A 21,677-nucleotide genomic window follows, 5' to 3' on the forward strand; every position below is an offset into this window, starting at 1 on the left:
TCCTGCTTCCCCCGCACTCCTGCTTCGCCGTCATCCTCGGCCTCCGAGCCGAGGATCGCGACGGACCGTTGACGCTGCCGGGCCGCGCGGCGTCGACGCTGGCGCTGGGGTTCTCGGGTCTAGCCCGGGAACGACTGGAGGGGCTGGTGGTGAACGCTGCAAAAAAAGCCGGCCCGCCGCGGGGATCTTGCGGCGGGCCGGCTGCAGTGAAGGCTCGCGATGCGGTAGCTACTCGGCCGCCGCCTCGAACTGGTTCATGGTGTTGTGGGCGCCGCCCGCCTTCAGGGCGCGGTCGCCGGCCACCATCTCCTTGAACGTATCGCCCAGGTCGCTTCCGACCTCGTGCTGGTGCTTCACCGCGCTGACGCCGCGGCGGATCTCCTCGCGCTGGATCGTGTTCACGTAGGCCAGCATCCGGTCCTCGCCGAAATAGCCGCGCGACAGCTCGTCGGTGCCCTTCGCCGTCAGGTGGAAGGTCGGCAGGGTGATCAGGTTGTGGAACACACCGGCCCGGGTGGCGATGTCCGCCTGGAAGCGGCGCAGCCGGTCGTCCGCCTCGCGGCCCAGGTCGGTCGCGTCATAATCGGCCGACATCAGCGCGGCGCCGTCCGGATAATCGCCCTCGGCGATGCGGCCCTCGGCGATCCAGTCGCGGCGCACCTGCTTGCGCAGGTTCAGGGTCCAGTTGAAGGACGGCGAGTTGTTGTAGGTCAGCTTGGCGTTCGGCACGACCTTGCGGATCTCCGCCACCATGCCCGCGATCTCGTCCACGTCCGGGGTCGCGGTCTCGATCCACAGGAGGTCGGCGCCGCCGATGGTCAGGCTCGCAATGCAATCCTCGATCACCCGCTGCCGGCCGGTATCGTCCTGGAAGGCGAACAGGCCGTTGGGCAGGCGCACCGGGCGGACGAAACGGCCGTCGCGCCAGATCGCCATCTCGCCCTCTTCCATCGGCCGGGTGGTGTCGATCTCCTCCACCTTCAGCCACTTGATATAGTCGGCGGCCAGGTCGCCGGGGGCCTGGCTGACCGGGATCTTCTGGGTCAGGCCGGCGCCCAGGCTGTCGGTGCGGGCGACGATCACGCCGTCGTCGACCCCCAGTTCCTCGAACGCCAGGCGGCAGGCGCGCAGCTTCTCGATGAAATCCTCGCGCGGCACGGTGACCTTGCCGTCCTGGTGGCCGCACTGCTTGGCATCGGAGACCTGGTTCTCGATCTGCAGGCAGCAGGCGCCGGCGCGGATCAGCTCCTTCGCCAGCAGGTAGGTCGCATGCTCGTTGCCGAAGCCGGCGTCGATATCGGCGATGATCGGCACCACATGCGTCTCGAAGCCGTCGATGCGGGCGACGATCTCCGCGATCGTCGCCTCGGAGGCGCCGCCGGCGCGCGCCGCCTTCAGTTCCTGGAACAGGTCGTTCAGCGCCACCTCGTCGGCCTGCCGCAGGGAGGTGTAGATCTCCTGGATCAGGTCGGCGACGGCGGTCTTCTCATGCATGCTCTGGTCGGGCAGGTGGCCGAAGCGGTTGCGCAGGCCCGCCACCATCCAGCCGGAGAGGTAGACATAGGCGCCCTTGGTGGTGCCGCGCAGGCGCTTCACCGACTTGATCATCTGCTGCGCGTGGAAGCCCGACCAGCAGCCCAGGGACTGGGTGAAGCGCGACGGGTCCAGGTCGTAGGCCGCCATGTCGGCCCGCATCACGCCGGCCATTTCGCGCGCGATCTCCAGGTGGCTGGCATAGCCGCCCTGGATCTTCAGCTGCACGATATGGTCGATATCCACCCCGCCGGGGGCATGGCCCTGGGGGTAGCGCGCCAGCAGTTCGGCGCGGATCTCGGCATAGCTCTTTCGGGTACGGTCGGTCATCGCTTGGCTCCTCTCGGTCCGCCGGCATCCGCTGCGGGGCGGCGCTGGAATAACGACAACCTTTACAAAATCGACAGACCGGGCAAGGCTGCTTCCGCAGGAAAAAGGTCCTTTTGTCAATGAATTAACCGGATATCACAGCAACAGGTAAATTTTGTAATGCCGCAAGCCGCCGCCAATCGGAAGATCTTCGCCGGCCCCCGGGTGCGCCGCCTGCGCCAGGGCCTGGGCCTCACCCAGGCGGCGATGGCCGGCGACCTGGGCATTTCCGCCAGCTACCTGAACCTGGTGGAGCGCAACCAGCGGCCGCTGACCGCGCAGCTGGTGCTGAAGTTGGCGGAGGCCTACAGCCTCGACCTGCGCGACCTGTCGGGGGAGGGCGAGGCGCGGCTGGCTGCGGAACTGACGGAGGCGCTCGCCGATCCGGTGTTCGGCGGCCATGTCCCGGCGCCGGCGGAGATCATGGAGGCCGCCGCCAGCGTGCCGGCCCTGTCGCAGGCCTTCCTGACCTTGTACCGCGCCTGGCTCCGCGACGCCCGCGGGCCCACCGCCGCTGCGGCGCCGCCCGGCGGCGGGTCGCGCCTGCCGCCGGGGGAGGAGGACGGCTTCCCGATCGACGAGGTGCGCGACTATTTCCACGCCCAGGGCAATTTCATCGCCGAACTGGATGCCGAGGCCGAGGCCCTGCATGCCGCGCTGGAGCCGCCCGACGACCTGGCGGCGGGGCTGCGGGCGCATCTGCGGGACCGCCACGGCCTGCGGGTCAGCGTGCTGCCGGTCCACGCCATGCCCGACGCGCAGCGCCGCTTCGACCGGCACAACCGGCGGCTGTTCCTGTCGGAACTGCTGCCGCAGCCCAGCCGGGTGTTCCAGATGGCGGTCCAGGTGGCGCTGGAGGAGCAGGCGGAGCGGCTGGACCGGCTGATCGCCGAGGCCGGCTTCGCCACCGAGGAGGCCCGCCGGCTGTACCGCATCGGCCTGGCGAACTATTTTGCCGGCGCGGCGATGATGCCCTATGGCGCCTTTCTGACCGCGGCGGAGCGGCTGCGCTACGACATCACCCTGCTGGCGGGCCGCTTCGGCGCCAGCATCGAGCAGGTCGCCCACCGGCTGACCACCCTGCAGCGCGGCGACCGGCGCGGCGTGCCGTTCTTCCTGCTGCGGCTGGACAATGCCGGCAACATCTCCAAGCGCTTCGCTGCCGGCGGCTTCCCCTTCGCCCGCTATGGCGGCACCTGCCCGCGCTGGCGGGTGCATGACGCCTTCGCCATGCCGGGCCAGACCATCGTGCAGCCGGTGGAGATGCCGGACGGGTCGAGCTACCTGACGATCTCCCGCACCGTCGACACGATCCCGGGGCCGCATCCGGAGCCGCCGCGCAAGCTGGCGATCAGCCTGGGCTGCGAGATCAGCCATGCCGCCCGCGTGGTCTATGGCGACGGGCTGGACCTCGACAATCCCTCCGCCGTCACCCCGATCGGCGTCACCTGCCGGATGTGCGAGCGCCCGAACTGCGCCGCCCGCGCTTTCCCGCCGATGACCCGCAAGCTGTCGATCGATGCCAGCCGCAAGAACCTGTCGGCCTTCGAGTTCGGCTGAGCCCGAGGGCCGGGATCAGGCCAGGCTGCCCCCCTGGATCACGGTGCCCTTAAGGATCATGTCGACATGGTGCCCGTCCGACGCCAGCGGCAGGTCGACGCTCTCGAACGGCAGATAGTCCTTGATCACATGCTTCAGCTGACCGGTGGTGGAGACGGGGGCTCGGCTGCGGATGCATTGCGTATAGGTTTCCAGGATCATCGGTATCAGATCCGCGGGATAGACCTCGTCCAGCATCCGTCCGGTGGAATCGCGGCCCAGGGTCTGGGTGACATGCGTGCCGATCAGGCGATAGCGCAGCCGCAGCGGCTCGTGATCGACGGTCAGCAGGCTTATGATCCCCTGAAACGCCATCAGCTCCCGGGCGCCGAAAGCGGCGCGGCCGGGCAGTTCGCCACCGGGGCCGAGCCGCTGCCGCCACAAGGCCATCAGGTCGCGCAGCAGCGGCGATTGCACCGCCTCGGCACCGCCGGTCCGCCGCCATTCGCGACCGGCCGGATCGGCTCCAGCGATTGTCAGTCCGGAGCCGTCCTGCAGCCCGCTCACAGGGCGATGTCCGGGGGCTGGGAAAGCATCACACCATCACCTCGATCACCTTCGGCCCCTCGCTCTCCATCGCTGCCGTGAACGCCTTGGCGAAGCCCTCCAGGTCATCGACCCGGCTGCCGGGCACGCCCAGCGACTGCGCCAGGCCCACCATGTCGATGTCGGGGCGGCCGATCTCGAAGATGTCGCGGGCGCGCTGGCCGGGTGCGCCGGCACCGACGGCGGCGAACTCGCCCAGCAGGATATTGTAGCTGCGGTTGGCGAAGATCACGGTTGTCACGTCGCAATTCTCCCGCGCCTGGGTCCACAGGCTCTGCGCGGTGTACATGAAGCTGCCATCGCCCTCCAGGCAGATCACCTTGCGGTCCGGCGCGGCGATCGCGGCCCCTGTGCCGACCGGGGTGCCGAAGCCGATCGAGCCGCCCAGGTTCGCCAGCCAGTGGTGCGGCCGCGCGGTGCGGGTGGCGGGATAGAAGCCGCGGCCGGTGGTCACCGCCTCGTCGACGACGATGGCGTTTTCCGGCAGCAGCGCCGCCAGCGCGCGGCCCAGCCCCTCCGGCGTGATCGGGCCGGACGGCGCATCCACCGCCTCGTAGGGCTGCAGCACCGCGTCCTCCGCCCTTGCGCCCAGCCGCTCGGCCAGCCGCTGCAGCGCGTCGACGATGTCGAAATCGGCTTCCGCGAACGGCACGATCTCGCAGCCCTCGGGCTGCAGCTGGCTGGGGCTGTCCGGATAGCCGAAGAAGGAGACCGGCGGCTTCGCGCCGACCAGCAGGATGCGGCTGTAGGGGGCGAGCTGCGGCAGCGCCTGTGCCACCACATAGGGCAGGCGGAAGGCACCGACCCGGCCGGCGCCGCGCGGCATGCAGCGCATGAAGGTGGTGGTCATCAGCTTGGCGCCGGTCTTCGCCGCGATCGCGCCGGCCCAGGTCAGCGCCGGGTCTTCCAGCGCCGGCCCGCCCAGCAGCAGCAGGCTGTCCCCGGCGCTCCCCAGCGCGGCGGCGGCGGTTTCGATGGCCGCGTCGTCCAGCTTCGGCGCCGGCGCCACCGGCAGCGCGCGGGCAGCCGCCTGCGCCGGCCCCCAGGAGGCATCGGCCGGCAGGATCAGGGTGGCGATCTGCCCCGGCGCCGTGCGCGCGGCGGCCACCGCCTCCGCGCCATCGGCGGCGACCTGCTCCGGGCCTGCGCTGGTGCGCACCCAGTGGGAGACCGGGCGGGCGATCCCCTCGATGTCGGAGGTCAGCGGCGCATCGTACTGCAGGTGGAAGCTGGCATGCTCGCCGACGATGTTGACGATCGGGCTGCCGGCGCGCCGCGCGTTGTGCAGGTTCGCCAGGCCGTTGCCCAGGCCGGGGCCCAGATGCAGCAGGGTGGCGGCCGGCCGGCCGGCGATGCGGGAATAGCCGTCGGCGGCGCCGGTCACCACACCTTCGAACAGCCCCAGAACGCAGCCCATGCCCGGCAGCTTGTCCAGCGCGGCGCAGAAATGCATCTCCGAGGTGCCGGGATTGGTGAAGCAGGTGTCGATCCCGGAATCGACAAGGGTCGTTACCAGGCTTTCCGCCCCGGTCATCGTGTTCATGCGACTGCTCCTCCCGTTGCACAGGCGCGCATCATGCCTGCGCAAGGGGACGGCGTCAGCCCGCCGCCGACGGCCCGGCGCCGGGCGCCACGAAGCGGACGCTCACACGAAGCGGAAGACGAAGGCCCACCAGGCCAGGCAGATCGCCAGCGCGATCCACAGCGGCGGGCCCAGCAGGGCGAGCCAGATCAGCAGGAGGAAGGCGGAGCCCAGCAGCGAAATGAACAGCCGGTCGCCTCGGGTGGTGTCCAGGCCCAGAAGGCCGCGCCGCGGTCCCCCGCCGGGCATTGCCCATTCCCACGCGGTCATCGCCACCAGGCAGGCGGCGATGAAGAGGAAGAAGGCCGCGGTCGGCCAGGTCCAGGCCATCCAGTCCAGTCCCATGGCGTACCCCCTTTCCGCTGCGTGCCTCAGACCCGGCCGAGGGCGAAGCCCTTGGCGATGTAGTTGCGCACGAAATAGATCACGAAGGCGCCGGGCACGATGGTCAGCACCCCGGCCGCGGCCAGCAGGCCCAGCTCGTAGCCGGAGGTGGAGGCGGTGCGGGTCATCACCGCCGCGATCGGCTTCGCCTCCACCGCCGTCAGGGTCTTCGCCAGCAAGAGTTCCACCCACGAGAACATGAAGCAGAAGAAGGCGGCGACCCCGATGCCCGATGAGATCGTCGGCACGAAAATCTTCAAAAAGAAGCCCCAGAAGGAATGGCCGTCGACATAGGCGGTCTCGTCCAGCTCCTTCGGCACCCCCGACATGAAGCCTTCCAGGATCCAGACCGCCAGCGGAATGTTGAACAGGGTATGGGCCAGCGCCACGGCGAAATAGGTGTCGAACAGCCCGACCGCGGAATAGAGCTGGAAGAAGGGCAGGGCGAAGACCGCCGCCGGCGCCATGCGGTTGGTCAGCAGCCAGAAGAACAGATGCTTGTCGCCCAGGAAGCGGTAGCGGGAAAAGGCATAGGCCGCCGGCAGGGCCACCGCGACCGACAGCACGGTGTTCATCAGCACATAGGCGAGCGAATTGACATAGCCCATGTACCAGGTCGGGTCGGAGAAGATCACCGCATAATTCTCGAAGGTGAACTCCGCCGGCCAGAGCGAGAAACCGCCCAGGATCTCGTTCGTGGTCTTGAACGACATGTTCAGCAGCCAGTAGATCGGCAGCATCAGGAACAGGATGTAGAGCATCGGCACCAGGCGTGCGGCATGGAAGCCGCCCCCGGCCCTGCTGGCGGCCGCGCTCATGTCTGCCCTCCCTCGCTGCGCATCATCAGGGTGTAGAAGATCCAGCTCAGCAGCAGGATGATCAGGAAATAGATCAGCGACATCGCCGCCGCCGGCCCCAGGTCGAACTGTCCCAGCGCGATCTTCACCAGGTCGATCGAGAGCAGGGTGGTGGAATTGCCCGGGCCGCCGCCGGTCAGCACGAAGGGCTCGGTATAGATGTTGAAGCTGTCCATGAAGCGCAGCAGGACCGCGATGGTCAGCACCCGCCGCATCTTCGGCAGCTGGATGTGGCGGAAGATCGCCCAGGCGCCCGCCCCGTCGATCTTCGCCGCCTGGTAGTAGGCGTCGGGGATCGAGACCAGCCCGGCATAGGCCAGCAGCACCACCAGCGAGGTCCAGTGCCAGACATCCATCAGCACCAGGGTGAACCAGGCGGAGAAGGGCTGGCGGGTGAAGTTGTAGTCGAAGCCGAGCTCGTTCAGCCCGCGGCCCAGCAGGCCGATATCGGGCAGGGCGAAGATGTTCCACATCGCCCCCACCACGTTGAACGGGATCAGCAGCGGCAGCGCCATGGTCACCAGGCAGACGGAGACCCAGGGTCCCTTGCGCGGCATCGCCAGCGCGATGGCGACCCCCAGCGGCACCTCGATGACCAGGATCAGGCCGGTGAACAGCAGCTGCCGTCCCAGCGCGTCGTGGAAGCGCTCCGAATTCAGCACATCCTCGAACCACAGCAGGCCCGACCAGAAGAAGGCATTGTCGCCGAAGGTCTCCTGCACCGAATAGTTCACCACGGTCATCAGCGGGATGATCGCGTTGAAGGCCACCAGCAGCAGCACCGGCAGGACGAAGAACCAGGCGGCCTGGTTCGCGGTCTTGGTCATTTCCCGTCCTTCCTGTTCATGGCTCCAGCAGCCAGCCGTCGCGGTAGAGCAGGGTATGGGCGGGGTCGAAGCGCAGGCGCGCCGGGCCGGCGGCGACCGGCTGTTCCTCCGGTGCCAGCAGCTTGATCGCAGGTGCGTTCGCGTCGTCGAGGCGCAGCTCCACGATCCGGAAGCGCCCGGCATCGTCGACCTTGGTGACCGTTGCCGGGATTGCGTCGCCGTCTCCCTGCTCGCCCAGGCTGACGAATTCGGGGCGGATGCCGATTTCGACCGGGCCGTCGGCGGCGCCCGCCCCGGCGTCATGGGCGGTGGCGATCGGCCGGCCGGCGAAATGCGCGCGGCCGTCGCGCAGCTCGCCCGGCAGCAGGTTCATGCCGGGGGAGCCGATGAAATGGCCGACGAAGGTGTGGGTCGGCCGCTCGAACAGCTCCACCGGCGTGCCGACCTGCACCACCTCGCCCGCGTTCATCACCACCACCTGGTCGGCGAAGGTCAGCGCCTCGGTCTGGTCGTGGGTGACGTAGATCATGGTCAGCCGCACCCGCTGGTGCAGCTCCTTCAGGTTCGACCGCAGCTGCCATTTCAGGTGCGGGTCGATCACCGTCAGCGGCTCGTCGAACAGGATCGCGTTGACGTCGGTGCGCACCAGCCCGCGCCCCAGGGAGATCTTCTGCTTGCCGTCGGCGGTCAGGCCCGCGGCACGCTTCTTCAGCCGGTCGGTCAGGTGGATCATCTCCGCGATCTCGCGGACCCGGGCGTCGATCTCCGCCGGCGCCACGCCGCGGTTGCGCAAGGGGAAGGCCAGATTGTCGTAGACGGTCATGGTGTCGTAGACGACCGGGAACTGGAACACCTGCGCAATATGGCGGCGGTCCGGCGGCAGCGCGGTGACATCGGCATCGTCGAACAGGATGCGGCCCTCGCTGGGGCGCAGCAGGCCGGAGATGATGTTCAGCAGGGTGGTCTTGCCGCAGCCCGACGGGCCGAGCAGCGCATAGGCGCCGCCATCCTGCCACTCCAGGTCCAGCCGCTTCAGCGCCCAGTCGGCATCCTCCTTCGGCGCGGCCAGGTAGCTGTGGCCCAGGCCCTGCAGGCTGATCCGCGCCATCAGCGGGGGCTCCGGCGGGTCGGACTCGAGGAACCTCCAACTGCAGCCGTCATCCTCGGGCCTGACCCGAGGATCCCAACGCCGGCGCGGCGGCTGCGCCGGCCAGCCACTGCGCCGTCTTGCCACGATCCTCGGGTCAGGCCCGAGGATGACGGGAACAGGGAGGGTGGGGCAAAGGCCCTGCCACTGCGGATGCCGAACCTGCTCCTCATGCCGCCACCCGCGTACCGTCGGGGGCGAACAGGAGCGCGCGCGACATGTCGGCGTGCAGCTGCGCGACCTGGCCGACCTCGAAGGGGTGGATGCCGTGGCTTTGCGAGATCCAGGTATCGTCGCCCAGGCGGAAATGGACCAGGCTTTCCGATCCCGACAGCTCGGTGACCAGCACCGGCCCGGCGACCGGCACCGGCGTGCCGCCGGCGGGCGCCGGGGTGACATGATGGGGGCGCAGTCCCAGCCGGTAGGGGCCGTCGGGCAGGCCGGCCTGGCCCGGCGGCGCGCCCCAGTCCGTCTGCCCGAAGCGGAAGCGGTCGCCGCTCTTGTCCACCGCGATCACATTGATCGGCGGTTCGGAGAAGACCTGCGCGCTGACCAGATCGCGGGGCTGGCGGTAGACCTCGCCCGTCGGGCCGAACTGGGTCACCCGCCCCTCGAACAGGGTGGCGGTATGGCCGCCGAACAGCAGCGCCTCCACCGGCTCGGTGGTGGCATAGACGACGACGCAGTCGCGGTCGGCGAACAGCCGCGGCAGCTCGTCGCGCAGCTCCTCGCGCAGCTTGAAGTCCAGGTTGGCGAGCGGCTCGTCCAGCAGCACCAGGTCGCTGTCCTTGACCAGGGCGCGGGCGATCGCGGTCCGCTGCTGCTGCCCGCCGGACAGTTCCGCCGGCCGGCGCTGCAGCATCGGGGTCAGGCGCAGGAGTTCCGCCATGCGGCCGACCCGGGCAGCGATCTCCGCCTCCGGCAGGCGCGCGACCTTGAGCGGCGAGGCGATATTCTCCCACACCGTGAAATTCGGGTAGTTGATGAACTGCTGGTAGACCATGGAGACGTTGCGGTCCCTGACCTTGGCACCCGTCACGTCGCGGCCGTCGAACCAGACCCTGCCCTCGCTGGGCCGCTCCAGTCCCGCCATCAGCTGCATCAGGCTGGTCTTTCCGGCCAGGGTGGTGCCCAGCAGGATGTTGAAGCTGCCGCGCTCCAGGCGCAGGTCGGTGGGATGAATATGCGTCTCCGCGCCCACCCGCTTCGAGACGTTCTTCAGTTCCAGGGTCATGGCCGCCTTATGGCTGCCGGTCCTTCCCGGTCCGATCGCGCGGGCCGGAGCCCATGGCCTGCGGCCAGATGGGCGCTCCCGGCGGGCGGGGAAAGGAGGGCAGTCCAGGATCTCGGGGAAGGGGAGGGCGGGACCGCGACTGCAGCCCCGCCCCCTGTCCTGTCGGAGCGCCTTCGGGCTGCTACTCCGTCTTCTGCCAGCTCTTCACCAGTTCTTCGTAGCTGACAGTCTCGCCCTGCGGCTTCTCGTTCTCAAGCTTGGGCTTCGGCGCGCCCGGCTGGCTGAGCCAGTAGGACGCCTCCTTCTCCTCGTTGAGGCGCGGGCCGCAGCCGCCATAGGTGTTGTTGGCCTCGTCCGCGCGCTGCATCCGGGCCATCACCTGGTCCATCTCCCCGGCCAGGCGGTCCATCGCCTCCTGCGGGGTGAAGGCGCCGGAATTGACGTCGCCGATCTGCTGCCACCACAGCTGTGCCAGCTTCGGATAGTCGGGGACGTTGATGCCGGTCGGGGTCCACAGCACCCGCGACGGCGAGCGGTAGAACTCGACCAGGCCGCCCAGCTTCGGCGCCCGCTCGGTGAAGGAGGGGTCGTTGATGTCGGAGTTCCGGATGATGGTCAGGCCGACATGGCTCTTCTTCAGCGAGACGGTCTTGGCGGTGACGAACTGGGCATAGAGCCAGGCCGCCTTGCGGCGTTCCGCCGGGGTGGACTTGAACATGGTCCAGGAGCCGGCGTCCTGGTAGCCGAGCTTCTGGCCTTCCTCCCAGTAGGGCCCGTGCGGCGACGGCGCCATCCGCCACAGCGGGTTGCCCTCGTCGTCGACGGTGTTGTTGCCCTCGCTCTTCGGCGCCACCATGGTCGCGGTGAAGGCGGTGTACCAGAAGATCTGCTGCGCGACATTGCCCTGCGCCAGCGCCGGCAGCGACTGGTAGAAGTCATAGTCCGCGGCACCCGGCGGGGCATATTTGCGCAGCCATTCGTCCCACTTGCGGATGGCGTAGACGGCGGCGGGAGCGTTCGTCGCACCGCCGCGGGTCACCGAGGCGCCGACCGGGTTGCAGGACTCCAGCGGCATGCGGATGCCCCATTCGTCCACCGGGCGGCCGTTCGGCAGGCCCGTGTCGCCGGCGCCGGCCATCGACAGCCAGGCGTCGGTCATGCGCCAGCCCAGGTCGGGCGCGCGCTTGCCATAGTCCATATGGCCGTAGACCCGGACCCCGTCGATCTCCTTCACGTCCTCGGTGAAGAACTCGGCGATATCCTCATAGGCCGACCAGTTCACCGGCACGCCCAGGTCGTAGCCGTACTTGTCCTTGAACCGCTTCTGGAGGTCCGGCCGGTCGAACCAGTCCTTGCGGTACCAGTACAGGTTGGCGAACTGCTGGTCGGGCAGCTGCCAGACCTTGCCGTCGGGCCCGGTGACGAAGGGCAGGCCGATGAAGTCCTCCAGGTCCAGGGTGGGGGAGGTGACGTCCTTGCCTTCGCCCGCCATCCAGTCCGACAGGTTCACCGCGCTCTGCAGGCGGGAATGGGTGCCGATCAGGTCGGAATCGTTGATATAGGCGTCATACAGGTTGCGGTTGGTCTGCATCTGGGTCTGCACCGCCTGCACCACCTCGCCCTCGCCCAGGAGCTGGTGGTTGACCTTGATGCCGGTGATCTCCTCGAATGCCTTGGTCAGGGTCTCGGATTCGTAGGTGTGGGTGGGGATCGTCTCGGAAAGGACGTTGATCTCCATGCCCTTGAACGGTTCGGCGGCCTTGATGAACCATTCCATTTCCTTCATCTGCTCGTCCTTGGAGAGCGTCGAAGGCTGGAACTCCTGATCAATCCACTTCTTGGCCTCGTCCATGCCGGCATGGCCGGGTCCGGCCCATGCAAGCAGTGCTGCAGCGGCGACTGCAGCCGTCAATGTGCGCATCCTCGGCTTCCTCCCTAGGTGTTTCTTGTAGCCGTCCTGAAACTATCGAACGAACCCAAACGAACGTCAATACGAAAGCATTGATTGCCAGATCGGCGAGCAGCGGCAAGAATGTTGCCGGATTCGCACCCTGGGCAGGTGCATTCGAAAGCAAAGGAAAGCAGTACGATGGAGCCTGTTTCGCCGCGCCAGTCGGAGATCGTCGCGCGTGCCCGGCGTGACGGCCGCGTGGCGGTGGACGACCTGGCGGTGCAGTTCGACGTGACGCCGCAGACGATCCGAAAGGACCTGAACGAGCTCTGCGACCGCCGCATCCTGCAGCGGGTGCATGGCGGTGCCGTCTATCCGTCCAGCGTCACCAATGTCGCCTACGATTCCCGCCGCATGCTGGCGGCCGAGGGCAAGCGGCGGATCGGGCTGGCCACCGCGGGCCTGATCCCGGACAACACCTCGCTGATCCTCAACATCGGCACCACGACGGAGCAGGTGGCTGCGGCGCTGCGCCGGCATCGCGGCATCATGGTGATCACCAACAATCTGAACGCGGCGCATATCCTGCGGGAGGCGCCGGCGGTGGAGGTGGTGATCGCCGGCGGCGTCGTGCGGCGCTCCGACGGCGGCGTGGTGGGCGAGGCGACGGTGGATTTCGTGCGCCAGTTCCGGGTCGACTTCGCGGTGATCGGCGTGTCGGCCATCGACGAGGGCGGGGAGCTGCTGGACTACGACTATCGCGAGGTGCGGGTGGCGCAGGAGATCATCCGCCATGCCCGGCAGACGATCCTGGTCGCCGACGCGATGAAGTTCGAACGCCGCGCGCCGGTGCGCATCGCGCATCTGTCCGATATCGACATCTTCGTCACCGACCGGCCGCCGCCGGCGGCGACCGCCGCGCTCTGTGCCGACCAGGGGGTGCAGCTGGTGGTCGCCGACGGCGATGGCGATGACGCGCCCGCGGACGACCCGGACCGCATGACGGCAAACCGGACCGAACCGGCCGCCGAAGGAGCCGTGTGACCGTGTCGGCGGAGATCTTCGACATCTGCGTGATCGGCGGCGGCATCAACGGCTGCGGCATCGCCCGCGACGCCGTAGGCCGCGGCTATTCCGTCTGCCTGGCGGAGATGAACGACCTGGCCAGCGGCACCTCCTCCTGGTCGACGAAGCTGATCCATGGCGGCCTGCGCTACCTGGAGCATTACGAGTTCCGCCTGGTGCGGGAGGCGCTGCGCGAACGCGAGCTGCTCTGGGCGAACGCGCCGCACATCATCCGCCCGCTGCGCTTCGTGCTGCCGCACCATGCCGGGCTGCGGCCGGCCTGGATGCTGCGCCTGGGCCTGTTCCTGTACGACCATCTGGGCGGCCGGAAGCTGCTGCCGCCGGCACGCAGCCTGGACCTGCACCAGGACCCGGCGGGCAAGCCGCTGAAGGCGGACTATGTCCGGGCCTTCGAATATTCCGACTGCTGGGTCGACGATGCCCGTCTGGTGGTGCTGAACGCCCGCGACGCCGCCGACCGCGGCGCAGCGATCCACACCCGCACCGCGGTCACGGCCGCCCGTCGCGACGGCGATTGCTGGCGGATCACCCTGCAGGAAAAGGATACCGGGCGCGAGAGCGAGATCGCCGCCCGGCTGCTGGTCAATGCCGGCGGCCCCTGGGCGGACAGGGTCCTTTCTCTCAGCGACCAGGAAGGGGGCGAGGGCGAGGAAGGCCACCGCATCCGCCTGGTCCAGGGCAGCCATATCGTGGTGCCGCGGCTGTTCGCGCACGACCGCTGCTACATCTTCCAGAACACTGACGGCCGCATCGTCTTCGCCATCCCCTATGAGGGCGACTTCACCCTGATCGGCACCACCGACCGCGACTATGAGGGCGACCCGGGCGATGCCGCGATCACGCCGGAGGAGACCGCCTATCTCTGCGCCGCGGTGAACGACTATTTCCGCACCCCCGTGACCGCCGACCAGATCGTCTGGAGCTATGCCGGCGTGCGCCCGCTCTACGACGACGGCGCCAGCGCGGCGCAAGAGGCAACCCGCGACTATGTCCTGCGCCGCGACGGCGGCGATGGCGGGACCCCCGCGCTGGTCAACATCTTCGGCGGCAAGCTCACCACCTACCGCCGCCTGGGAGAGGCGGTGCTGGACCATGTGGAAGATGTGCTGGGTGCCCGCGGCCCCGCCTGGACCCGGCGCGCGGCCCTGCCCGGCGGCGATTTCCCGGTCACCGGCTTCGACGACCTGGTCGCCCGCCTGTCCGCCGACCACCCCTACCTGGTGCCGACCCATGCCCGCCGTCTGGCCCGCCTCTACGGCACCGCCGCCTGGGACCTGCTGGAAGGCGGCGAGGCTGCCCTGGGCCAGCACTTCGGCGCCGACCTCTACGCGGCGGAGCTGCGCCATCTGGTCGCCCGCGAATGGGCGGCGACAGGCGAGGACGTGCTCTGGCGCCGCACCAAGCTGGGGCTGCGGCTGAGCGAGGCAGAGCAGAATGCGGTGGCGGACGCCGTGGCGGAACTGCGGGCGGCGCTGCCGAACCGGCCCTGAGGGACACTGCCGGGAACCTGACAAGGCAATGTGAAAGCGCTGCCGACGCGAAGGGAAAGTGCTAGCGTAGGCGTGCCGCGACCGGACCGGCATAGCAGCCGGCAAGAGTCGAACGAAAGGAAGGAAGCGCAGCATGCTCCTCACGCAAGATCATTACCGTGCCATAGAAGCCGGAATGCTCGCTGTGCTCAAGAAGGGTGGCGTCGAGGCCGGGTACTTCCCCGACAACGCAAAGCAGCTCTGGTCGATCTTCGACGCGGCTGCGAAGCAGAAGCACTTTTCCTTGAGCGAGATCAACGCCAAGTACGAGAACGCCGTCATCGAGAGCGCCATGCGCCGGATGGCGGCCGTCTGGCGCGGCGAACGGCGCAATCCGTTCCCTGACGGCTGAGCGCAGGCGCCTGTCCCGGCGGCGCCGGATCGCTGTTGCAAGGGCGGCGCGTTGCAGGGGGGCTTCGTTTTTTCTGCGGCAATAGATTCGGTAGGCCGCGCAGCGACGCGCCCGGCCCGATGACCCGCAGTGAAAGGCCTCAGCCCCCGGCAGCGGCCTCCCAGGGGTTCAGCAATGCCAGATCGAAGCGCTGGAAATCCCTGACGTTCCGGGTGACGAGAACCAGGCCGCGCTCAATCGCGACCGCAGCAATCTGGGCATCTGCTGCCGACGGTGTCTGTCCCATGCGATCGCCGTCGCCCATCAGCCGGCCCCAGATCCGTGCGGCCGCCTGGTCGAAGGGCAGGATGCGGCCCTCAAACTGCCGGCCGAGATCGTCCTCGATCCAGGTCATGAAGCGCTCGCGTCGCACCTGCTCCCTGACCCTGGCGGCACCGCGCACCAGTTCGCCAATCGTCTGCGATGCCAGGTACAGCTCTGACGGCGCCTGGCGTTCCAGCCACCCGAGGAGCCGGGGTTCGGGCCTTGCCCTGACCGTCTCGCTGATGACGTTGGTATCGAGCAGATAGGGCATCAGCCGAGATCGGCGGATCGGCCGGTCGAGCCATCACGTTCGGTCTCCAGGTCGGCGCCCACCAGCGGCGAGCGGCGGAAGAAGGCGACCAGTTCCGATCCAGTCACCGCCTTGGCCGCTGACACGATCGGCCCAAGCGCATCCCTGATCCGCTCGGCATCCTTGCCACCGGCGCGCAGGGCGCCGGCGACCGCCTTCAGGAGCCTTGCATCGCCGCTCGGAACGGTGACCTCGACCCGCTTCGACCCGCCTGCCGCAACCCGGGTGCGATGACGGGCCACACGGCCCTTTGGTGGGTTGGTCGATCCAGCCTGAGCCACGGCACCCTCCAAATCCGGAAACGTATCCGGACAATGGCGATGCCCGGCTGCCTCGTCAAGAAGCCTGTCCTGCCCCCGGATTGCAAAGGTTGTCTTGGCAATGATCTGCATGCCCTCGCGGTGGGGCGCTTGATGGACAACAAATGTTGTCGATGTGGCAGGCATGGGCTACCCTGCCAGGGCAGGTTCTGAGGAGTTTGTCATGCCCCGGCTTTCGATCGACATCAGCCCACAGCAACACCAGCAGTTGAAGGCGATGGCCGCACTGAAGGGCCAGAGCATCAAGGACTATGTGCTGGGCCGTGCGCTGGTCGACATGCCGGACCCGGCGACGATGACCGACGCCGAGGCGCTGCAGGCGCTCAAGGAACTGCTGGCCCCGCGCCTTGCCGAAGTCGAAGCCGGTCAGGTGGTTGCCGCCACGGCGGACGACATCAAGCGCACGGCGCGGTCGCGCCGGGGGAGCAGGTGACGGGGTATCGCTTCACGCGATCCGCGCAGGAAGACCTGATCGACATCTGGCTCTACACGCAGGAGAGGTGGGGCGAAGTCCAGGCCGACAGCTACCAGGACGCGCTCCATCTCTGCTGCCAGAGGATCGCGGCCGGAGAAGCGCAGTCGAAACCCATTGCCGGTCTGGAGTGGGTCCGGTCCCATCGTTGCGAGCATCACTACCTGTTCTTCGTCGCGCAGGGCTCGACCGTGATCGTCCTCGCCGTCCTGCATGAGCGGATGAACCTGATGGAGCGCCTGCGCGACAGGCTGTGACGGCGGCCATTGCCGTCGTCTGCCATCCCTCACCTGGCGAGCGACGGCCGCTACCCCTTCCCGTACCGGGTCGGCGGCGGCGCCCAGTCCTCCAGGCCGAGCCAGGTCCGGCGATAGGCGCGGCGGTGGGCGATGGCGATCTCGCGATAGGCGGCGTAGCTGAGGATCTCGCCGTCCAGGGTCGGGGTCAGCAGGTCGTAGAGGGCGTCGAGGCTGGTGCCGTCCGCCAGGGCGGGGGCGATGCGGTCGCCCAGATGTTCCAGGATCTCGATGCCGGCATCGCCATAGTCGAACAGGTCCATCAGGGCGCAGAGGCGCAGCAGCTTCGCCGCCGGCCAGGCGTCGAGCGGGTCGCCGGCGATGGCGGCGGCTACGGGATCGCGGAAATAGAGCGCGTCGCCGGTGAAGGCCTGGCCATAGTCGAAATGGCGGTAGCCCAGCCGGGCCTTCGCCTCCGGATTGTCGAACTGGCCGGTCAGGCGGCCGCTGGGGATGGTGGCACGCGGATAGTAGTGCGGCTTGATGTCGAAGAAGCGGAAGCCGTGACCGCGGAGATAGATGTCGATCTCCGCGAAGGAGGCGGCATAGTCGCGCTTCACCGGCGGGTCCCACCAGAATTCCGTCTTCACGCCCAGCACATGGCGGTCGGCCAGGGTCTGGTGCGCGCCCTTCAGGATGTCGAGCTCCGCGCCCTCCACGTCGATCTTGATGAAGTCGATGCGGTCATAGCCTTCCGTCCGGCAGACGGAATCCAGGCTGCGGGTCGGCAGCATCACCTCGCGGACCGTGTCCTGCTCGGTGACGGGGAAGCGGCCGATCCAGTCGGGGTTGGCGGCATAGAAGCTGGAGCATTGGCCGAAGCGGGCGATGCGGAACAGCCGTTCGCCGTCGCTGTCGCTGAGCGCAAAGGGCAGGTGGCGGATGGCGCTGCCGCCTTCGGTTTCCGCGCTCTCGACGTTCAGCCGCGCGGCCTCGTCCGGGTCGGCCTCGAAACCGACGAAGCTGGCGGCCGCGCCCAGCGGCGTCCAGATCTTCTCGATGCCGTTGCGGGAGCCGATATCGACGATGCGGCAGCCCTCTTCCGGCGGCAGCAGCGTGGCGAGCGCAGCGGCGAAGCGGGGGGTCGGGTTGGGGCGCTGCAGGGTCACCGTGCGGTCCCGCTCAATCTCCGGAAAGCCAGGGAAGGCCGATAGCAAAAGCGCAGCCGCTTGTCGACGCGGCTGCGGCGCGTTTCAGGCGGCCGGCCGGCCGGGATGCGACAGCGGGTGCCAGCAGGCGGCCGGCGGGCTGCCCTCCAGCACGGGCCGCTTCCGCCGGCACAGTTCCGAGGCGCGCGGGCAGCGCGGCGCGAAGGCGCAGCCGGGCGGCAGGTCATAGGGGTCCGGCGGTTCGCCCACCTCTTCCGCCGCCGGCAGCAGCGGGCGACCGCTGCCGGGATCGAGCCGCGGCGCGGCCTGCCGCAGCAGGTCGGTATAGGGGTGGCGCGGCGCGCGCAGCACCCTGTCAGCCGGGCCCTGTTCCACGATGCGGCCGGCATACATCACCGCCACCCGGTCGGCGATCGCCTCCACCACCGCCAGGTCGTGGCTGATGAACAGGTAGGTCAGGCCGTGCCGGTCCTTCAGGCCCGCCAGCAGGGCCAGCACCTGCGCCTGCACCGACAGGTCCAGGGCGGAGACCGGCTCGTCCAGCACCAGCACCTCCGGCTCCGCCGCCAGGGCGCGGGCGATGCCGACCCGCTGCGCCTGGCCGCCGGACAGTTCGTGCGGGTAGCGGTCCAGCAGATCCGGTACCAGGCCGACGGCGTCCGCCAGCGCCGCCATCCGCCGGCGGCGCGCGGCGCGGCCCATCCGCCGCAGCCGGCGCAGCGGTGCGGCGATGGCGCGGCCGACCGGGTGCCGTGGGTTCAGGGCGGCGACCGGATCCTGGAAGACGTACTGCACCCGGTGTCGCATCCGGCCGATATGGACCTCCTGCCCTTCGAGGCGGATCCGGCCGCCGCTGGGCCGGTCCAGACCGACCAGCAGCCGCGCCAGGGTCGACTTGCCGCAGCCGGATTCGCCGACTAGGCCCAGGGTCTCTCCGCGCCGCAGCACCAGGTCGACCTGCCGGACGGCCATCAGGGGCTGCCGGCCGGAGAGGCGCGCCAGCGGGCCTTCGCCGCCGAAGCGGCGGGACAGGCCCTCGGCCTGCAGGATCGAGGCGGCGGGGTTCATCGCCGGTCTCCGGCCAGTGGGAACAGGCAGCGTGCGGCACGGTCGGGCGCGAGCCGGTCAAGCGCCACGGGACCCTCGCTGCAGGGTGGCTGAACGTGGGGACAACGCGGTGCGAAGGCGCAGCCGGGCGGCAGGTTGTCCGGCGCCGGCGGCAGGCCGGCGATCGGGTCGGCGCCGCCACCGCGCCGCGGCAGGCAGTCCAGCAGCTTCGCGGTGTAGGGATGCGCCGGGGCGGCGAGGAGAGCTGCGGCCGGGCCCTCCTCCACCACCTGCCCGGCATAGAGCACGGCGATGCGGTCGCAGAGCGCGCCGACCAGGGCCAGGTCGTGGCTGATGAACAGCAGCGCCGTGCCGCGATCCTCCGTCAGCCGGTGCAGCAGCGCCAGGACCTGCGCCTGCACGGTGACGTCCAGCGCGGTGGTCGCCTCGTCGGCCACCAGCACCGCCGGGTCGTTCGCCAGGGCGATGGCGATCGCCACCCGCTGGCGCATGCCGCCGGACAGTTCGTGCGGCCAGGCATCCAGCCGCCGTTCCGCCGCCGGAATGCGGACCCGGGCCAGGAGGTCGGCGGCGCGGCGCCGCGCCTCCCGGCGGCCGATCGGGGCGTGGGCGCGCAGCGCCTCCGCCACCTGGTCGCCGATCCGGTGCATCGGGTGCAGGCTGCTCATCGGGTCCTGGAACACCATCGCCAGCCGGCCGCCGCGCAGGGCGCGCAGTTCCTCCCGCCCCATCGCCAGCACGTCGCGGCCCTGCATCCGGACCTGCCCGGCGGTGATGCAGCCCGGCGGGCTGGGCACCAGGCGCAGCAGCGAGAGCGCGGTCGCCGACTTGCCGGAGCCGGATTCCCCCACCAGGCCGAGCCGGGCGCCGGGCGGCAGGGCCAGGTCGACCCCCGCCACCGCCGGCAGGCTGCGGCGGCCCAGGCGGAACTCGGTGCGCAGGCCGGTGACCTGCAGCGGCAGGTCCGGATCGGCAGCAGAAGACATTGCGGCCGGGTCGCGCCGCACCTCGGTCGCGGCCGCCGGCCGCGCCGGCACGCCGCTGCGCAGGCGCGGGTCCAGCGCGTCGCGCAGGCCGTCGCCGGCCAGGTTGATCGCCATCACGATGACGAAGACCATCACCCCGGGCACCAGGGAGACATGGGGCGCAATGAACATCACCTTGCGCGCCTCCCCCAGCATGGCGCCCAGGTCGGCCAGCGGCGGCTGCGCGCCCAGGCCCAGGAAGGACAGGCCCGCCGTCTCCAGGATCATCCAGCCGAAGCTGGTGGAGGCGGTGACCACGATCACCGGCAGCACGTTGGGCAGGATCTCGGTCGCCAGCAGGGCGAGCGGGCCGGCGCCGCCCAGCCGCGCGGCATCGACGAAGTCGCGCCGCGCCAGGCCCAGGGTGGCGCCGCGCACGGTGCGGGCGAAGAACGGCACGTTGACCGCGGCGATCGCCAGCAGGGCGTGGAACAGGCCGGGGCCCAGCACCGCGACGATCGCCAGCGCCAGCAGGATGTAGGGAAAGGCCATTAAGAGGTCGACGAACCGCATCAGCCCGCCATCGACCGCCCCGCCGGCAAAGCCCGCGACCAGGCCGGTCAGGCTGCCCAACAGGGCCGCTGCCAGGGTCGCGGCAAGCGCCACCGCCAGCGACAGGCGGGTGCCCCAGACCAGGCGGGACAGCAGGTCGCGGCCCAGCGCGTCGGTACCCAGCGGATGGCCGGGGCTGAGCGGCGGCAGCAGGCGCTGGCCCAGCGCGGTGGCGGCCGGGTCCGGCAGCGGCAGCAGCGGCGCGGCCAGCGCGACGAGCGCCACCAGCGCCAGCACGGCGAGGCCGGCGGCGGCGAGCGGGTTGGCCAGCAGCAGGCGCAGGGTGCCGGGGCGGCCGTCGCGGTGGCCCGGAACCTGGCTCATCGCGCGATCCGGGGGTCCAAGGCGGCCTGCACCAGGTCGGCCAGCAGGTTCACCGCGACGAAGGCGGTTGCCAGGACCAGCACGCCGCCCTGCACCAGCAGGATGTCGCGGGCGGCGATCGCCTCCACCAGCATGCGGCCCAGGCCGGGCCACTGGAACACCGTCTCCACATAGACCGCGCCGCCCAGGACGAAGCCGGCCTGGGTGGCGACCACCGGGATCACGGTGACGATCGCGGCGCGGAAGGCATGGCGGCGGACGATGCGGCCCTCCGCCACCCCCTTGGCGCGGGCGGTGCGGATATAGTCCTGGCGCAGCACCTCCAGCATCGCGGTGCGGGTCAGGCGGGCGATCACCCCGGTCGCCACCACCGCCAGGGTGACAGCCGGCAGGGCCAGGTGCGCGGCCAGGTCGAGCAGGCCGCCGCCGCCATAGACGGCCAGCATGCCGCTGGCCGGCAGCCAGCGCAGGGTGACCGCGAACAGCGCGACCAGCAGCAGGCCCAGCCAGAAGGCCGGCATCGACAGGCCGACCTGCACCGCCAGGGTGACCAGCCGGTCCGCCCAGCCGAACTGCCGCACCGCCGCCCAGGCCCCCAGCACCATGCCGAGGATGCTGGCCAGCAGCAGCGCGGTGCCGGCCAGCAGGGCGGTCGGGCCCAGCCGGCCGAACACCTCTGCCGCCACCGGCCGCTCCAGGCTGACCGAGCGGCCCAGATCGCCATCGGCCAGGTTGCCCAGCCAGACCAGGTATTGCGTGACCAGCGGCCGGTCCAGGCCGAGCTCCCGGTTCAGCCGCGCCACATTCTCCGGCGTCGCATAGGCGCCCAGGATCGCGGTCGCCGGGTCGCCCGGGATCAGCGCCATCATCAGGAACACCAGCACGGTCAGCCCGGCGAGGATCGGCAGGAGCGCCAGCAGGCGGCGCAGGGTCAGCGTGAGCACGGCTCTGCCGCGGCGGAA

The 21,677-nt window shown here is 69.8% G+C and carries 21 protein-coding genes; 6 read left to right on the forward strand and 15 right to left on the reverse strand.

Annotated features, from left to right (window positions below; translation table 11 throughout):
- Positions 1-228: 228 nt before the first annotated feature.
- The gene (locus tag ACFOGJ_RS14125) at positions 229-1,863 is read right to left on the reverse strand and encodes an isocitrate lyase (RefSeq protein WP_379901427.1); all 1,635 of its coding nucleotides are present in this window, start codon (positions 1,861-1,863) and stop codon (positions 229-231) included.
- A gap of 159 nt (positions 1,864-2,022) precedes the next feature.
- Here ACFOGJ_RS14125 and ACFOGJ_RS14130 point away from each other — a divergent pair, with 159 nt between their 5' ends.
- A complete protein-coding gene (locus tag ACFOGJ_RS14130) occupies positions 2,023-3,462 on the forward strand; it encodes a helix-turn-helix domain-containing protein (protein ID WP_379901429.1) in 1,440 nt (479 codons plus the stop codon).
- A 15-nt stretch (positions 3,463-3,477) separates the two neighbouring features.
- On the opposite strand, the gene ACFOGJ_RS14135 is transcribed toward ACFOGJ_RS14130, so the two are convergent.
- From ACFOGJ_RS14135 to ACFOGJ_RS14170, 8 genes are all read right to left on the reverse strand, one after another.
- Positions 3,478-4,008, reverse strand: a complete 531-nt coding sequence (locus tag ACFOGJ_RS14135; RefSeq protein WP_379901431.1) for a PAS domain-containing protein — start codon at positions 4,006-4,008, stop codon at positions 3,478-3,480.
- 28 nt (positions 4,009-4,036) lie between these two features.
- Positions 4,037-5,590, reverse strand: coding sequence for an acetolactate synthase large subunit (locus tag ACFOGJ_RS14140; RefSeq protein ID WP_379901433.1), 1,554 nt, complete (start codon positions 5,588-5,590; stop codon positions 4,037-4,039).
- Positions 5,591-5,692: 102 nt separating this feature from the next.
- Positions 5,693-5,974 (reverse strand): DUF2160 domain-containing protein, encoded by a 282-nt coding sequence (locus ACFOGJ_RS14145; RefSeq protein WP_379901435.1) that lies wholly within the window; start codon positions 5,972-5,974, stop codon positions 5,693-5,695.
- A 26-nt stretch (positions 5,975-6,000) separates the two neighbouring features.
- Positions 6,001-6,831 (reverse strand): carbohydrate ABC transporter permease, encoded by an 831-nt coding sequence (locus tag ACFOGJ_RS14150; RefSeq protein ID WP_379901437.1) that lies wholly within the window; start codon positions 6,829-6,831, stop codon positions 6,001-6,003.
- Complete coding sequence (locus tag ACFOGJ_RS14155) at positions 6,828-7,697, reverse strand: carbohydrate ABC transporter permease (RefSeq protein WP_379901439.1); 870 nt, start codon at positions 7,695-7,697, stop codon at positions 6,828-6,830. The genes ACFOGJ_RS14150 and ACFOGJ_RS14155 overlap by 4 nt, the downstream gene beginning before the upstream one ends.
- 16 nt (positions 7,698-7,713) lie before the next feature.
- A complete protein-coding gene (locus ACFOGJ_RS14160) occupies positions 7,714-8,805 on the reverse strand; it encodes an ABC transporter ATP-binding protein (RefSeq protein WP_379901441.1) in 1,092 nt (363 codons plus the stop codon).
- Between the two features lie 208 nt (positions 8,806-9,013).
- Positions 9,014-10,078: an ABC transporter ATP-binding protein gene (locus ACFOGJ_RS14165; RefSeq protein WP_379901443.1), complete on the reverse strand. Its 1,065-nt coding sequence runs from the start codon at positions 10,076-10,078 to the stop codon at positions 9,014-9,016.
- A gap of 181 nt (positions 10,079-10,259) precedes the next feature.
- Positions 10,260-11,999 (reverse strand): extracellular solute-binding protein, encoded by a 1,740-nt coding sequence (locus tag ACFOGJ_RS14170; protein ID WP_379901445.1) that lies wholly within the window; start codon positions 11,997-11,999, stop codon positions 10,260-10,262.
- A 168-nt stretch (positions 12,000-12,167) separates the two neighbouring features.
- Here ACFOGJ_RS14170 and ACFOGJ_RS14175 point away from each other — a divergent pair, with 168 nt between their 5' ends.
- From ACFOGJ_RS14175 to ACFOGJ_RS14185, 3 genes are all read left to right on the forward strand, one after another.
- Entirely contained in the window at positions 12,168-13,013 is an 846-nt protein-coding gene (locus tag ACFOGJ_RS14175; protein ID WP_379901447.1) for a DeoR/GlpR family DNA-binding transcription regulator, read from the forward strand.
- A 2-nt stretch (positions 13,014-13,015) separates the two neighbouring features.
- Positions 13,016-14,545 (forward strand): glycerol-3-phosphate dehydrogenase, encoded by a 1,530-nt coding sequence (gene glpD, locus ACFOGJ_RS14180; RefSeq protein ID WP_379901449.1) that lies wholly within the window; start codon positions 13,016-13,018, stop codon positions 14,543-14,545.
- Between the two features lie 133 nt (positions 14,546-14,678).
- Positions 14,679-14,936, forward strand: coding sequence for a hypothetical protein (locus ACFOGJ_RS14185; RefSeq protein WP_379901451.1), 258 nt, complete (start codon positions 14,679-14,681; stop codon positions 14,934-14,936).
- A gap of 139 nt (positions 14,937-15,075) precedes the next feature.
- On the opposite strand, the gene ACFOGJ_RS14190 is transcribed toward ACFOGJ_RS14185, so the two are convergent.
- Complete coding sequence (locus ACFOGJ_RS14190) at positions 15,076-15,510, reverse strand: type II toxin-antitoxin system VapC family toxin (RefSeq protein WP_379901452.1); 435 nt, start codon at positions 15,508-15,510, stop codon at positions 15,076-15,078.
- Positions 15,510-15,941, reverse strand: coding sequence for a hypothetical protein (locus ACFOGJ_RS14195; protein WP_379901454.1), 432 nt, complete (start codon positions 15,939-15,941; stop codon positions 15,510-15,512). Before ACFOGJ_RS14195 ends, ACFOGJ_RS14190 begins: the two co-directional genes overlap by 1 nt.
- Positions 15,942-16,032: 91 nt before the next feature.
- Between ACFOGJ_RS14195 and ACFOGJ_RS14200 the strand changes: the two genes are divergently transcribed.
- Together ACFOGJ_RS14200 and ACFOGJ_RS14205 are read left to right on the forward strand one after the other, a co-directional pair.
- Positions 16,033-16,302, forward strand: coding sequence for an antitoxin (locus tag ACFOGJ_RS14200; RefSeq protein ID WP_379901456.1), 270 nt, complete (start codon positions 16,033-16,035; stop codon positions 16,300-16,302).
- Positions 16,299-16,598: a type II toxin-antitoxin system RelE/ParE family toxin gene (locus ACFOGJ_RS14205; protein WP_379901458.1), complete on the forward strand. Its 300-nt coding sequence runs from the start codon at positions 16,299-16,301 to the stop codon at positions 16,596-16,598. Before ACFOGJ_RS14200 ends, ACFOGJ_RS14205 begins: the two co-directional genes overlap by 4 nt.
- A 50-nt stretch (positions 16,599-16,648) precedes the next feature.
- Here ACFOGJ_RS14205 and ACFOGJ_RS14210 read toward each other — a convergent pair whose 3' ends face one another.
- The 4 genes from ACFOGJ_RS14210 to ACFOGJ_RS14225 form a co-directional block, all read right to left on the reverse strand.
- A complete protein-coding gene (locus tag ACFOGJ_RS14210) occupies positions 16,649-17,746 on the reverse strand; it encodes an FkbM family methyltransferase (RefSeq protein WP_379901460.1) in 1,098 nt (365 codons plus the stop codon).
- Between the two features lie 84 nt (positions 17,747-17,830).
- Positions 17,831-18,814, reverse strand: coding sequence for an oligopeptide/dipeptide ABC transporter ATP-binding protein (locus ACFOGJ_RS14215; RefSeq protein ID WP_379901462.1), 984 nt, complete (start codon positions 18,812-18,814; stop codon positions 17,831-17,833).
- Entirely contained in the window at positions 18,811-20,715 is a 1,905-nt protein-coding gene (locus tag ACFOGJ_RS14220) for a dipeptide/oligopeptide/nickel ABC transporter permease/ATP-binding protein (protein WP_379901464.1), read from the reverse strand. The genes ACFOGJ_RS14215 and ACFOGJ_RS14220 overlap by 4 nt, the downstream gene beginning before the upstream one ends.
- The gene (locus tag ACFOGJ_RS14225; protein WP_379901466.1) at positions 20,712-21,659 is read right to left on the reverse strand and encodes an ABC transporter permease; all 948 of its coding nucleotides are present in this window, start codon (positions 21,657-21,659) and stop codon (positions 20,712-20,714) included. Before ACFOGJ_RS14225 ends, ACFOGJ_RS14220 begins: the two co-directional genes overlap by 4 nt.
- Positions 21,660-21,677: the final 18 nt, after the last annotated feature.

This window comes from Marinibaculum pumilum, assembly GCF_042646425.1.
GTDB lineage: Bacteria > Pseudomonadota > Alphaproteobacteria > Ferrovibrionales > Ferrovibrionaceae > Marinibaculum > Marinibaculum pumilum.